The organism is Haladaptatus sp. DYSN1 (assembly GCF_029489995.1).
Classification (GTDB): Archaea; Halobacteriota; Halobacteria; order Halobacteriales; family Halococcaceae; genus QDMS2.
Genome location: NZ_CP120470.1, coordinates 2,878,485 through 2,892,465 on the forward strand (window position 1 = coordinate 2,878,485; position 13,981 = coordinate 2,892,465).

A 13,981-nucleotide genomic window follows, 5' to 3' on the forward strand; every position below is an offset into this window, starting at 1 on the left:
TCATATACACAGAATTTATGCTGGTTCCGTGCAGTTATTTTCTCAATGGTCTCTGGGTGGGCGTATCGCATCGCGAGCGTCGTGGGGACGTCATTGCTGACCGTGTTAGCCGTACAAGTGGCCAACCATCCACTCGCCCAGCGCGGGCTGACGATGCTCCCCGTGATAGAGCGCCTGCCAGCGACGACGTTGACGGGAGGCGCCCTCGCATTGGCGGTGCTCACCACGACCGCCGTCGTCCTCGGCGCGATGTTCCCCCTGTTCAAGCCCCAGCCACGGCGGATTCTCGACGTGATTGCGACGACCCACAAGCGGGTCCTGATTGCCGGCTTGGCGCTCGCGGCGATTGGCTACTTCGACTACACGTACCGGCTGCCGCGGACGACACTGTTGCTGGTCGTAGGGTTGTTGTTCGCGTGGTTACCTGCCTGGTACGTTGGGATTCGAAAGTCGCCCGACCAAAGCGAACGGGCGATTCTCGTCGGGGACGACCTGCGCGGGATGGTCGAGATGCTTGAGGAGACGGAGTTGCCGGTATTGGGGTACGTGTCGCCGCCGATGCCAGACCGTGGAATTGAGCATGCCCGGATTGCTGAGGGGCAGTCTAGTAAGTTAGTCGCAGATGGCGGCGTTGGTTTCGCTGACCTTCCTTGCTTAGGAGGGTTGTCTCGGCTGGAGAGTATCTTGGTCGAGTACGACGTCGATACGGTGTTGTTGGCGTTTTCGAGTACGGACCGGGCGGAGTTCTTTGGGACGCTTGAAACGTGTCATGCGACGGGTGTGAATGCGAAGATTCACGAACGGCACGCAGACAGCGTACTGACTATCGATTCGAAGCCAGAGGTTCTCAGACGTGTAGATATCGAACCGTGGGATTGGCAAGACTACATGGTCAAGCGTGGCTTTGACGTGGTGTTTTCTTTAATAGGACTGATTTTGTTGACACCTCTTACTGCACTCATCTTGTTCGCGATTAAATTCGATAGCAAGGGCCCAGTGTTCTACAGCCAAGAACGAACTGCAGAAAGAGGGGAAACATTCCGCATCTACAAATTCCGGACAATGCTTCCGGACAGTGAAGATACGACTCCAGTCAACGATGATGAAAATAGCCGAATTACGGGAGTCGGGAAAATTCTCCGTATCACCCATCTTGACGAGATTCCACAGCTCTGGTCGATCCTCAAAGGCGATATGAGCGTTGTTGGTCCCCGGGCAGTCTGGACAGATGAAGAGACGCAGTTCGAAGAAGGAATGGGAGCTTGGCGAAAGCGCTGGTTCGTCAAGCCCGGACTGACTGGACTTGCACAGATTCATCGCGTTTCGAGTACGAATCCAAAGGAGAAACTGCGTCTCGACCTCGAATATATTCAGAAGCAGTCGTTCGTTTTCGACACGAAAGTCATCATCCGTCAACTCTGGTTGGTCGGTGAAGATATCGGAAAGCGAGTAAAGGAACGGTTCTGAAATAGTTGTATGAAGATTCTACGTGTCGCCCAAAAGCTCTATCCTGATGTCGTAGGTGGGGGTCCATATCACGTCCACGCTATGAGTCGAGACCAAGCAGAGATGGGCCACGACGTGACGGTTGTGACGATTCGACAGGACCCAACTCTACCAAAACGGGAGGAGAAAGACGGGTATACAATACGCAGAGTTGACCCAACGGTTGAGCTACTTGGGAATACGGTATCTTCTGGGGTCGCTCAAATATTATACAAGGCAGATGATTTCGATGTGGTCCATGCACATTCCCATCTATATTTCTCGACGAATCTCGCAGCGCTCAATCGAGCGATGGACGAGACGCCACTCGCGATTACTAATCATGGACTCTACTCACAGAACGCCCCCGAATGGCTCTTCGATGGCTATCTCCACACCATTGGCCGATGGACGTTCAATCAGGCAGACGTCGTTTTCTGCTATACAGAAGAAGACAAAGAGCGGGTTCGGCGATTCGGGGTGGATACAGACATCGCAGTCGTGTCGAACGGAATCGATCAAGAGCGGTTCACGCCAGAGGGGCCAACGAGCGACCTCGTTTCGACAGAGAGAACCGTTGTATTGTTTGTTGGAAGGCTCGTCGAAGGAAAGCGGCCACAGGATGCGCTTGATGCAATTGCACGACTCCGAGAAGATGGCGCTGACGTGGAGTTGTACTTCTGTGGAGAAGGGCCGCTTCGAGAGTCACTCGAACGGCGAGCAGCAGAGATAGGAATCTCAGACGCAGTAACATTCCTCGGTCACGTCCCGTACGACGAGATGCCACAGATCTATCGGAGTGCAGACATCCTGCTACTGACGAGTCGTGCCGAAGGGCTCCCTCGTACGGTCTTAGAGAGTCTTGCCTCGGGCGTCCCTGTCGTAGTCAGTAATCTTGAGCAAGTCGCTCCAGTTATAGAAGGCGGTGGAGAAACCGTTCCAGTCGGTGATGTGGCCGGATTTAGCGCTGCACTCGAACGGGTGCTTGAGAGAGAATACAATCCCGAGAAACTCTTAGACAAAGGTCTTTCATGGGAGGATACGACGTCTCAGACAACGAGCGTACTCGAGGCACTTTCCGATAAAGACAACACCATCACCGAGAAATGAAGCACCAAATGGGGGTTCTCGAAATTGTACAGAACTCGCGGCTCTATGGCATGGTGGCACAGATTCGTCGCTGGTTCCAGCACTCAGCGATTGTGGGTTTGGTGACGAATACTCGTGTCCAGGAGGGAATCATCGCTCTCATACTCCTCGTGAGTTTAGTCAGCGTTTTCCGTTCGAATACCAACGCCGCAATCAAGTTTCTCAGTTTTGCGCTGTTGTTCGTCGTGACCGTTGTAGTCACGTGGTCGCTGACTGACCCAATTACGGAATGACGAAGCCCAGCGCTCGATAACGGGTGCTGCGAAGACGACGAGTAAGAACGTGAATGGAATGCGGTGGCGAATCGTCGTCCCAAAATTCGAGTCGATTAACCCGTATCCGACGATGCCGAGCAGGTATGTGGTCGTGAGGCCGACAAGGATACTTCGGTCAGTTTCCCATGCTCGAGCAGAGCGATAGCCAGCGACGGCGAGAATGATGAGAAGAGGAGTCATGACAGCGCCAAGAAGGTCGAATGCACTCGAAACATGGAGCGGAAACGGTGCGAATTGGAAATAGAGCGCTCTTGTCGGGGTGACGAGAATAAGGTCAACCCACGAATCGTAGGTCATGCCTTCAAGATACGCGGCACCACCTGATGTTCGGTGTAGCAGTCGCCCCTGCATTTCAGCGATAGGCAACTTAGGACCAACAAGCCAAATCAATATCAGTCCGACTACGCCAAACAGTGCGGATAGCGAGGTTGTTTGAAGAGGCTTCTTCGCAATTCGATCAAGAGCCACCACAAACGCACTCGCTCCAGTTCCTCCGAGCGTGATGAATGCTAATTCTGGGCGGAGCAGTGCAAGCATCCCGAAGAGTGGTATCGCCGGTAGAGCGAGTGCAGTGTTTCTGGTATCGTACGCTCTGACAATAATCGCAAGAAGAGAGAAGAAGATTATCGCATTGAGCGCATCGCGCATCGGGATGGTGAGAAATAGGAAGGGGAGTGGGAAGAACAAGATTGCAGCGAACACTCCGCCTCTCGATTCCAGTCCTGGGTAAAGACGGCGAGCCAGATAGATAATAGGGAGTGAGATTAGTACCGCAAGTAACCCATTAATGAGCGCGATTATCGTAGGATTGGCTCCGAAAGCTGTGTAAACCAATGATTGAAAGCCTGCAAAGGAATTGACGGTGGGATTGGGATCTACCGGGACCCCAGTCATGATATCTACTGCATAATTATGGAATTTGTCAATATCCCACTTGTACGGTAACAGCGGCAATACCACAAGAGCAACGAAAAAGTGCCCACATAGAGCAAGTGTGCCTAGTTTATGGAAGTGTGCATCATCCACGTGGCGTGCAACGTACGAAAAGACAAGAATTACCGCAACGATAGCCGTCGCGATTCCTGGCGAAAGTAGATTCCCCAGTTGCATACTTCAAACTCTAATTGGGATTGTAAATATGGGACGGTTACGTCTCGATTAGCCCTCGATCAGCCATTCGTTTTGCCCATCGCGCATAGACGTACACGTTCCAGAGGAATTTTTCGTGGTCATGGGAGCCATTACGGTGCTCTTCAAAAACAGAGAGAATGTCAGCAATTTCGAGGAGGTCAGTGGGGTCATCACATATTGTGATACGGAACTCTTGAGCCATCGGTCCGCGAAACCATTCTCCGATTGGCATATCGAATCCCTGTTTGCCACGTTTCTCTATTTTCTGTGGTAGTACGTCGGAAAATGCGTGACGGAGGACGCGCTTTCGAGTTCGAGGTGTGATTTTATACGATTGCGGCAGCGAAAGGGCGAACTCGACAACTGCAGTGTCTAAAAACGGAACGCGCGCTTCAAGAGAATTGTACATCGTCGCCTGGTCCACTTTGCGAAGCATCTGATTCGGAAGAACAAATCGAGTATCCACGGCAAGCATGCGCTGGAACTCGGTGGCGTCATACCACGAGTCTACCTCTTCATGGGCTTCGACAAGACGGCCTCGTGAACGCTCGATTGCATCGTTTCCAATCGTTTCGAGCGCGATTCCGTCAGGATGACGAAGCCAACCGAGATGCCGATTTATCAGGTCTGGCTCACCTGCTCGAAGGAATTTCTCAACTTTCCGAGTAGCCTCGCCGAGTTTCGAGTTGCGGCGCGTGGGGAGAGAGTGGACCACTGGCTCGATAACGTTGGTTCGGATGGATGCGGGCAGCGCACGGTAGTAGCCAGAGACGTACTCACCGCGATATTTTTCGTAGCCGGCAAACAGCTCGTCTGCCCCGTCACCAGATAGTGCCACAGTCACTTCTTGAGACGTTTCACGGGCGACGACGTAGGTCGGCAATAGAGACGGGTCAGCGAACGGCTCTCCCAATCGGTCCAATACAGATGGAATGAGGCTGCGGACGTCATCTGGAGTTACCGTATAGGTGTGATGGTCTGTGTTGTGATACTCTGCAACCTCCTGAGCGGCCCACGATTCGTCAAATACAGATTCCTCGAAACCTACAGTAAACGTCTTGACGGGTTCCGAAAGCATATCTGCCATCACGCCAACGATGATACTCGAGTCGATACCCCCAGAGAGAAATGCCCCAAGTGGGACATCACTCATAAGTCGTCGCTCGACTGCCGTTTCGATTCGATCTCGAAGTTCGGATGCCGCTTCTTGAAACCCGAGGTCGTTGGTCACAATGGAGGGCCGATAGAACTGCCAGTGGTCTAGACCAGACTCGGACACGGAAATCATCGTACCGGGTGGAATCTTCCAAGCATTCTCGAAAGCAGTTTTCGGCGTCGGAACGAATCCAAATACGAGATACTGTTTGAGAGCAGCCTCATCAAGACCGCCCAGAGTTACCCCAGACTCATACAGGGCTGATAGCTCCGAGGCAAACGACAACCAAGTTCCATCGGTGGCATAGACCAGCGGTTTGATTCCCATCGGGTCACGTGCGAGAAAGAGTTTCTCAGCGCCACTGTCCCACAGTGCAAACGCGAACATCCCCTCCAGATATTGAACGAACGAAGGGCCATGCTCTTCGTACAGATGGACGAGAACCTCGGTGTCCGTATTGGTCTCAAAATCGTGCCCGGAGAGAGAGTCTCTCAATGCTTTGTAGTTATAAATCTCTCCGTTGAATACAATCGAGATGGTCCGGTCTTCGTTGAAGATTGGCTGCGAGCCTGCCTCAGGGTCGATGATAGAGAGTCGCCGATGTGCCAATCCAACTGGCCCGTCGATATGAATCCCTGTGTCATCGGGACCGCGATGAACCAGGCATTCGTTCATCCGCTTGAGGACGCTTTCCCGAGGGCCGGTAGGCGTAAACAACCCGGCGATGCCACACATTGAATGGTACTTTAGAGAGATTTGATTAGTAGATTGGGTATGAATTCCGAAAATCTATGATGTTCGCATCGGTATCTCCCAGAAGTGACAGATCGAACGGCTGTATGGTATCTTATTGGGGAGTTGCGAGTGGGTGGAACAGAACGTACGCTCGTTGACCTCGTCACAGGACTTGACCGAACACAGTTTGCACCGGTGGTCTGGACTATCGCCGACCCCGGTCCATTAGCCAGTGAGATTCCAGACGAGATTCCCGTTCGCTCACTCGAAGCGTCGAGTAAAACCGACATTCGCGTTCCGTTGCGTCTCATGAAAGAACTTCGCGCAGAAAGGCCCGAGATTCTTCAATCGTTCCTCTATTTCGATAATGTACTCGCGCGGCTTGTCGGTCTCGCCGCTCCAGAAACGACAGTCATCACCGGTGTCCGTGAGGTCCCCAATTCGATGTCGCCCCACCGAGAGCTCATAGACCGTGCCACACTCTTCCTTTCGGATTTCATTATCTCAAATTCTGAAGCCGGCGCTGAATGGATAATCGATCGCGGAGCAAATCGTGAAGTAGTCAATGTCGTCCGAAATGGACGAGATATCGATGGGTACAACGTCGCTATCCCAGCAAGGTATCGACAAACGGTTGGGATTCCCCAAGGGCCTGTGGTAGGAACTGTTGGTCGCTTAGTCAAGCGAAAAGGCCACCTCGACCTGATTGCCGCGTGGCCCACAGTTCAGAATGAACACCCCGACTCACAGTTAGTACTTGTTGGCGAAGGGCCAGAACGCGAAGCTCTCGAACGGCAAACGGAAGAACTAGGTATAAGCGATTCAGTACACCTCCTTGGAAGCCGGCACGACGTTCCCGAACTCTTAGCGTTGTTCGACCTATTCGTCTTCCCGTCGTACTACGAAGGACTTCCGGGGGCACTCCTCGAAGCGATGTGTGCAGGATTGCCGATTATCACTACTCCAGTCGACGGATGTGCTGAACTAATAAGCGACGAAAAACAGGGGCTGCACATCCCAGTTGGGGACTCAGCTGCGATTGGAGCGGCGATAAATCGACTCTTATCGGACGAGGGTCTGGGATCGAAATTAGGTGAAAATGCAAACCAGCGAGCGAGTGAGTCGTTCAGTCTCGAAGTGATGGTCGAGGAGTACTGTTCGGTCTATCGACGATTCAGTCAATAAATTGCTCGTACCACTCTTCGAGTAGCACGAGATCCCAGATGCGATAGCCGTGATCAATCCCACTTTGATGCTCGATAAACTGTTCTTTGAGACCATGAGCATCGAAGGGGTCACGAGTGCCAAGTCGCTCTAACTTCTCAGACGAGAACTCACGGAGTTCACCTCGGAACCATTCGTTAATCGGGACGCCGAATCCCTGTTTTTTCCGGTTGATGACCGAATCAGGCAGGGCATCATCGAACGCTCGTTTCAGTATCCACTTTTTCTCGCCGCGACGGAATTTATACTTCGATGGTATCCGGGCAGCAAATTCAACGAGTTCGTGGTCGAGGAACGGAGAGCGAACTTCGAGCGAATGAGCCATACTCGCGCGGTCGACTTTGACCAAGAGGTCATCAGGGAGATAGGTTTGTATATCGAGGTGCATCAAGCGATCGAGCCGTGTCTGCCCGTCAGATTCTGCGAGGTGTTGTCGAAAGAGCGTGAGTTCGTCTGTAGGCACTGGGCCGTTCCACACGCGGTCTGTGTGCTCATCGAGTGCATGACAGATGAACCGTGCATACCGCTTTGCGCCATCCTCATCAGCGATTTCGAGTGCTCGTCGAGCGTAGTGGAAGAGTTTCTGTTGGCGAATCGGTTCAGGTAGCTGATTAAGTGCTTTCACCCCCGCAGAGCGAAGCAAATTCGGAGTGCGATTTAAATTTGAAACAAGATAGTCACGAGTGTACCGATCGTATCCAGCGAAGTTTTCATCGCCTGCATCCCCACCCAAGACGACCGTGATATCCTGAGAGGCGACCTCGGAAACGTAATAGGTAGGGAGAGCAGATGGGTCACCAAACGGCATTTCGTAGTGGTTGACGATTTCAGGGAGGACTTCTAATGAATCGGGAGTGACCGTATATTCGTGATGCTCAGTGTCGTACGCTGAGGCCACTTCTCGAGCAAATTCGAGTTCATTGAATTCCTTTTCATCGAACCCAATCGAGTACGTCTGAACCGGTTCGTCTGCGATGTCAGCCATCAAAGCAGTCACAATAGAAGAATCGATTCCACCAGAGAGGAAAACACCTACCGGGACGTCGCTTCGCATCCGGAGTTTTGTTGCCTCTCGAAGTTTCGTTCGGAGTTGCTCTGCGATTATCGATGGCGAAGAGCTAAACTGATTTTCGTACGAAAGCGACCAGTAGGCTGCCTTTTTCATTCCGTCCTCAGTGACGATTGCATACTCGCCAGGGCGAAGTTGATTGATACCCTCAAAGCCGGTTTTTGGATGAGGGACGTACTGATAGTTGAGGTAACTTCGAATAGCTTTAAGATCCGGCGTTGCTTCAACTTCATTGTCTGCGAGAATTGCTTTAATTGTCGACCCAAACCAGAAGGAGTCATCACTATGTCGATAAAAGAGCGGTTTTTGCCCGAGGCGGTCACGAGCTAGGAATAGACGTTCTTTATTCTCGTCCCAGACGACAAAGGCGAACATTCCCCGAAGATATTGGAGGCATTCGGTTCCAAACTTCTCGTACAGATGGAGTAAGATTTCAGTGTCCGTTTCGGACGTGAATGAGAAGTCAGAGACGCGTTCTTTGAGTTCGCGATAATTATAGATTTCACCGTTGAATACGATGTGAACGGTTTCGTCCTCATTTGACATTGGTTGTCGCCCAGCTTCGCTGAGGTCAAGAATGCTGAGTCGGCGGTGTGCGAGGAGTGCAGGTCCAGTTGCGTAGATTCCAGATGCATCTGGGCCTCGGTGAGCCATACGTGAGGCCATCAGTTCTCCGAGTTTGTCCTCAGGCGAAGTGTCAAATGAGAGTTTTCCACCGATTCCACACATCAGATTCCTCCGAATTGGTCAACCCGTCTAAAAGGTTTGTTCCAAAGCCAATCGACAACACCAACAATTGTCGCATAGATCAACTCTACTTTCCCTTTAAAAGTCCATTCGACGAAACGGAGCATCCGTGTTACCGTGAAGAAAAGGTAGAAAAACAATCGCCGTTGAATTGGTAGATTCTTAGTCGCAAACGCCAATCGATTTCGTGCGTCGTGGTAATATCGAAAAGGACTGTGTTCACTCGATGATTGACCTACTTTGTGCTGGATTTGTGACTTCGGATTAATCATCAACCGATTTTCTTGCTGTCTCGCGAGCCAAGCAATTTCTTCATCTTCCATCCCGAAGAAATACGATTCGTTTAGCCCGCCAACACCTTTGAGGAACGCCGCATCGATGAGCATCATCGCACCGGATACAAATCTTGTCTCATATTCAGAAGTGCTTGGACTTGTCTCATGTTCTAGGCGTAGTGTCCACGATTTAAAACTCCCTCCTGCTGACCAGACATTCTCTGCCTCATCCCTTATCACTCCGCCAACGATGACAACATCATCGTAACGCTCACCTGTCTTTACCAGAGGCTTTAAGAAATCAGGTTTCACGATGGTATCGTTGTTGAGTAGTAAGATATAGTCAAATCCTTGCTCAAGCGCTTGGTCAATGGCTCTATTATTACCTGCGGCAAATCCAAGATTTTCATTGTTGAAAATTACCTCACACCAAGGAAACTCTTCTGCCAGTCGCTCGGCAGAGCCATCTGTAGAGCCATTATCTGCAACGTAAATGTGGTAGTTCGAATAATCGAGGTTTTGGAGCGAATAGAGACACTCAGCTGTGTCATTGTAATTATTCCAATTCAACAAAACAATTGCAACAGAAGGTGAGATAAAAGAGTCCATGCTAGTAATGCTTGATTAGATAATAGTCAGGAGTGGTCCTACATAGCATTTTATCAATCATTGAAGGGCTTCTTTGAAAAAGAAACTAATGTGGTTGAATATAAATTTTAAACAATTCAACTCATGCCACAAGTTAATATCCAAATTCAGGTACCAGTCAGGAAGTTCTACTATTGTATATATAATTAGAATTAGAAGACTACAATATATACTTTAATACTGCGTCGACTTCCAGTAGTGAATAGTGACCCAAGACGGTTTGTCTCAGTTTATTAATTTGGTCAAGTCACCTGGGGACAGTCTACGTCAGAAAGCACTTCATAGTGGGTTTTGGGCAGGGTTTCTGAACGTCAGTGACCGTGGCCTTCAGATTTTCAAATTACTCATACTTGGCAATATCTTAGCCCCAGCCTCTTTTGGAATCCTTGGAATCGCGTTGCTGACCAAAATGATGCTATGGCAGTTGACCCAATTAGGACTAAATACGGCTTTGATTCAACAAAAGGAAGAGAACATTGACGAATACTTAGATACAGCATGGAGTATAAACTTATTTAGAGGTCTTTGTATTTTCGCTGCTGTATTTGTCACCGCACCATTCATTGCAGATGTTTTTCGCGAGCCCCTTGCAGGGCCCGTAATTCAAGTGATAGGGATTTCAGTTATCTTAGATTCTCTAATAAACCCAGCCACAGTCTATTTCCAAAAAGAATTGGAATTTTATAAAGAATACATATTCAATTTTAGTAAGTCAATTGTTGATGTTGTAGTAACAATCACCGCTGCATTGATCTGGCAAAGCGTTTGGGCCCTGGTAGTAGGTCTCTTGTTATCTGGCGTTGTGAAAGTAATAGCCTCGTATCTACTACACTCTTACCGTCCAAAACTCGCGTTTAAGACAGAAAAGGCCAAAGAAATGCTCACTTTTGGGAAATGGATTTGGGTCACTTCATTAGTGACGTTCATGGCGACGTCAGGTGACGATGCATTCGTTGGCTGGTACTTATCTGCCGGAGCACTCGGCCTTTATCAAATGGCATTCCGACTTTCAAATGCACCAGCCACGGAGGTTACGCAAACAATCGCAAGCGTGTCATTGCCCCTCTTTTCGAAGCTTCAAGATGACAAGAACAGACTCAAAAAAGCATATCTACGAATGTTCGGTCTAACATCTGTAATCGGCTTGCCAATGGCAATCGGGATTATCCTTGTCGCACCGGAATTCACGGAATTTGCACTTGGGGATAAATGGATTGAGATGGTACCAGCTATGCAGATAATGGCGATTGCAGGGTTGTTTCGGGCCTATGGGAAAACAGGAGGGGTGTTGTTTCAAGGCTATGGAAGCCCTCATTGGGACTTCAGAATGAACCTTGTTAGAGTAATAACTATCATCGTTTCAATTGCCCCGTTAACTTCACGCTGGGGGATTACTGGAACGGCTCTTGCAATCACACTCGGAATGGGGAGTGCCCTTCCCATCTGGGCGTTTAAGTCTAAAGAGATAACACAAGCGAAGGTTTCAGACTTTATTGAACACCTGCTCCCGGCTGCAGTCGCAACAGCAATAATGATGGTACCTGTTTCGATTATTGTTGCGCCTACGCTCATGCATATCGTAGCAGCTGTATTTTGCGGAATAGGAGTTTATACAATCATATTGGCATCAGTTTATCAATTTCAGGGTCGAAGTTTGCTTGCTGAGCTTATAAGCTGATTCATTGGAAACAAGAAATGAAGAAGTCACTTCAAGAAGGATTATAATTTCATTCGCTAACAAACCATGAGTCAAAATCAGAAGAAGATCGTAGTATATACCGCAATTTTCGAGGACTATGACTACCTCCATGATCCAAAGGTACCAAATGAAAATATCGACTACCTTTGCTTTACTGATAATCCTTCATTGAAGTCTGATATTTGGTCATTTGTTCTATACGAGGATAATGCCCACTCTCCAAATCTAAAAAACAGGAAAGTGAAGATTCTACCGCATAAATTCGATATACTACAGAGGTATAATTATAGTGTCTACATAGACGGAAATATTCAGATTACAAAAGATATTTCCGAGCTAGTTGATAGGTATTCTTGTACAAAGTTTGCCTGTCCAAAGCACTATCTCCGAGATTGTGTTTATGAAGAGGCAAGAGCCTGTATTGAAGGAGGAAAAGGGAATCAAAGGCGGATACGAAGGCAGATAGCCCGATATAAGAAAGAGGGATTCCCTGAACATTACGGTCTATCTGCAAACAGTATCCTCTTCCGGAATCATAATGACACCAATGTTCAAGCTTTATCCGAGGCATGGTGGAAAGAACTCCAAAACGAATCGGGTCGTGACCAATTGAGTCTCCCGTACATTTCCTGGAAACTTGATTTCGATTACTACCAGATGGAGGAAGGACCACGTTTAGGAAGTGAGTTCTTCCGACTTCACCCTCATCTCCCACAAACGAAGTTGAAACCTTTCTGGAAATATTGGATACAAGTGCGTGGAAACTACGAGAGCCGGATTGATTATGCAACAATCTATTTTGGGGTGAAAGGGGCAAGAAAAGCAAAAGAGGAAGGGGCGTTAACCGTAACGAATGCTATGATAAAACAGAATGTTCTCAAACCAATCTATGACTACGTCTTAGAAATAGGCGACAGATACGGTGTTTTAGGGCCAAATCAGATTTATAAAGAAAATTATTATCAGAAGAGACGACACGATCCGTTTCGAAGCGAGGCCCACCATATTGCCAAAGTTTTCAAATACGAATTCGAACCGAAGAGCGTTGTTGACTTCGGGTGTGCAATCGGAGCATATCTCGAACCGTTCTATACAGATGGAATACGTGTGAAAGGAGTAGAGGGCAATAACGCAGCTATAGAGCATGCTGTTATCCCGTCAGAGTTAATCGAGATACATGACCTTCGCGAGAGGTTTTCAACCGAAGAGTTGTATGATTTAGTGATAAGTATTGAAGTGGCAGAACACATTTCTGAGAGGTATGCAGATAATTTTGTTGACACGTTAACAACAGCAGGTTCAACGGTTGTTTTGACCGCGGCACCGCCTGAACAGGGGGGAACGCATCACGTCAACGAACAGCCTCGAAGATACTGGAAATCTAAGTTCGAAAAGAGAGGGTTTGTTTACGATAGTGATACTGGAGATCGATTACGTGAGCGTATAGATGTGGATACCTTTTCTCACGTCCCAAAGAACCTCTTAGTGTTTCGAAAGCAACCAGAATAAATTGTAGGAGAACTAGGGAAACGGTGTTCAAGGTAATTGGAATGAGGAGGAATAGAGTAAACGGAACAGTTAGGGCAAAAGTATGTCTCTGATATTCTATGTTGACGGATATTGAACGGGCGAAGAAAATCTACTCAGAGAAGGGGATTTCTCGACTTGCAGTTAAAAGTATTCACTTCGGGTACAATAGATTCATTCGACCCTTTCTTCCCCGACAAGAAGTGAAATATAATAACGTACCTGTAAAAGCAGCACGATTGGGAGATAGGTACATCCCATGGCGGTCATTCAATAGACCGAATTATGAAGAAGCAATCATTCGAGGAATTCAAGACTACGTTTCTGAAGGAGACCATGTATGTATTGTGGGAGGAGGGTGGGGTGTTTCAACTGTCGCTGCAGCGTTCCAAGTGACCGATAGCGGTAGGGTGTATACATTTGAAGGGGCGAAGCAAGCATTCGAGCAAGTCAGAGAAACGGTTAGTTATAATTCAGTGAATGAAGTCGTTCAAATCAACCACGCGATAGTTGCCAGCGCACATTCTCTCTACGGAGCAGATGGGGGTGCAAACGTGGTTGCTCCCCTAGAATTACCCGATTGTGATGCGCTCATTCTCGATTGTGAAGGAGCTGAAATAGAGATACTCGAAGAGATGACAATCGAACCGCGAATAGTGATTGTCGAAACACATGGCCTCTATGGGGCGCCCAAAAGAAAGGTAAAGAAGAGTTTGTCCGAAAAAGGATATGAGGTGGTGGCGACAAATGTCGCAGACAGTGACTCTCGAGAATTCTGTTTGGATAATGAGATATTCGTCTTAATCGGTGTGAAAGAGGGAGATAACTTCTTGTGAGAGTACTATATCTAAGAAAAAGAAT

General features: G+C 48.6%; 10 protein-coding genes. 6 read left to right on the forward strand and 4 right to left on the reverse strand.

The genetic code is table 11. The features are described from left to right. Window positions 1-45: 45 nt before the first annotated feature. Together P0648_RS15600 and P0648_RS15605 are read left to right on the forward strand one after the other, a co-directional pair. Window positions 46-1,467: a sugar transferase gene (locus P0648_RS15600; protein WP_277504670.1), complete on the forward strand. Its 1,422-nt coding sequence runs from the start codon at window positions 46-48 to the stop codon at window positions 1,465-1,467. Window positions 1,468-1,476: 9 nt separating this feature from the next. Then, window positions 1,477-2,595 carry a glycosyltransferase family 4 protein gene (locus tag P0648_RS15605; protein ID WP_277504671.1) on the forward strand — a complete coding sequence of 373 codons (1,119 nt, stop codon included), beginning with the start codon at window positions 1,477-1,479 and terminating at the stop codon, window positions 2,593-2,595. 155 nt (window positions 2,596-2,750) lie between these two features. Here the strand turns inward: P0648_RS15605 and P0648_RS15610 are convergent, their stop codons facing one another. Beyond that, on the reverse strand, window positions 2,751-4,019 hold the full coding sequence (locus P0648_RS15610; protein ID WP_277504672.1) for a hypothetical protein: 1,269 nt from the start codon (window positions 4,017-4,019) through the stop codon (window positions 2,751-2,753). 37 nt (window positions 4,020-4,056) lie between these two features. Beyond that, window positions 4,057-5,931, reverse strand: coding sequence for an asparagine synthase (glutamine-hydrolyzing) (asnB, locus tag P0648_RS15615; RefSeq protein WP_277504673.1), 1,875 nt, complete (start codon window positions 5,929-5,931; stop codon window positions 4,057-4,059). 129 nt (window positions 5,932-6,060) lie between these two features. Between asnB (P0648_RS15615) and P0648_RS15620 the strand changes: the two genes are divergently transcribed. Continuing rightward, entirely contained in the window at window positions 6,061-7,116 is a 1,056-nt protein-coding gene (locus P0648_RS15620; protein ID WP_277504674.1) for a glycosyltransferase, read from the forward strand. Here the strand turns inward: P0648_RS15620 and asnB (P0648_RS15625) are convergent. Both asnB (P0648_RS15625) and P0648_RS15630 read right to left on the reverse strand, forming a co-directional pair. Beyond that, window positions 7,106-8,953: an asparagine synthase (glutamine-hydrolyzing) gene (gene asnB / locus P0648_RS15625; protein WP_277504677.1), complete on the reverse strand. Its 1,848-nt coding sequence runs from the start codon at window positions 8,951-8,953 to the stop codon at window positions 7,106-7,108. The genes P0648_RS15620 and asnB (P0648_RS15625) overlap by 11 nt on opposite strands. Further along, window positions 8,953-9,855, reverse strand: coding sequence for a glycosyltransferase family 2 protein (locus tag P0648_RS15630; RefSeq protein ID WP_277504679.1), 903 nt, complete (start codon window positions 9,853-9,855; stop codon window positions 8,953-8,955). Before P0648_RS15630 ends, asnB (P0648_RS15625) begins: the two co-directional genes overlap by 1 nt. A gap of 244 nt (window positions 9,856-10,099) precedes the next feature. Here P0648_RS15630 and P0648_RS15635 point away from each other — a divergent pair, with 244 nt between their 5' ends. From P0648_RS15635 to P0648_RS15645, 3 genes are all read left to right on the forward strand, one after another. Next, window positions 10,100-11,572, forward strand: coding sequence for a lipopolysaccharide biosynthesis protein (locus P0648_RS15635; protein ID WP_277504680.1), 1,473 nt, complete (start codon window positions 10,100-10,102; stop codon window positions 11,570-11,572). A gap of 66 nt (window positions 11,573-11,638) precedes the next feature. Next, the gene (locus P0648_RS15640; RefSeq protein ID WP_277504682.1) at window positions 11,639-13,102 is read left to right on the forward strand and encodes a glycosyltransferase domain-containing protein; all 1,464 of its coding nucleotides are present in this window, start codon (window positions 11,639-11,641) and stop codon (window positions 13,100-13,102) included. A 98-nt stretch (window positions 13,103-13,200) separates the two neighbouring features. Next, a complete protein-coding gene (locus tag P0648_RS15645) occupies window positions 13,201-13,956 on the forward strand; it encodes a hypothetical protein (RefSeq protein ID WP_277504683.1) in 756 nt (251 codons plus the stop codon). Window positions 13,957-13,981 lie beyond the last annotated feature (25 nt).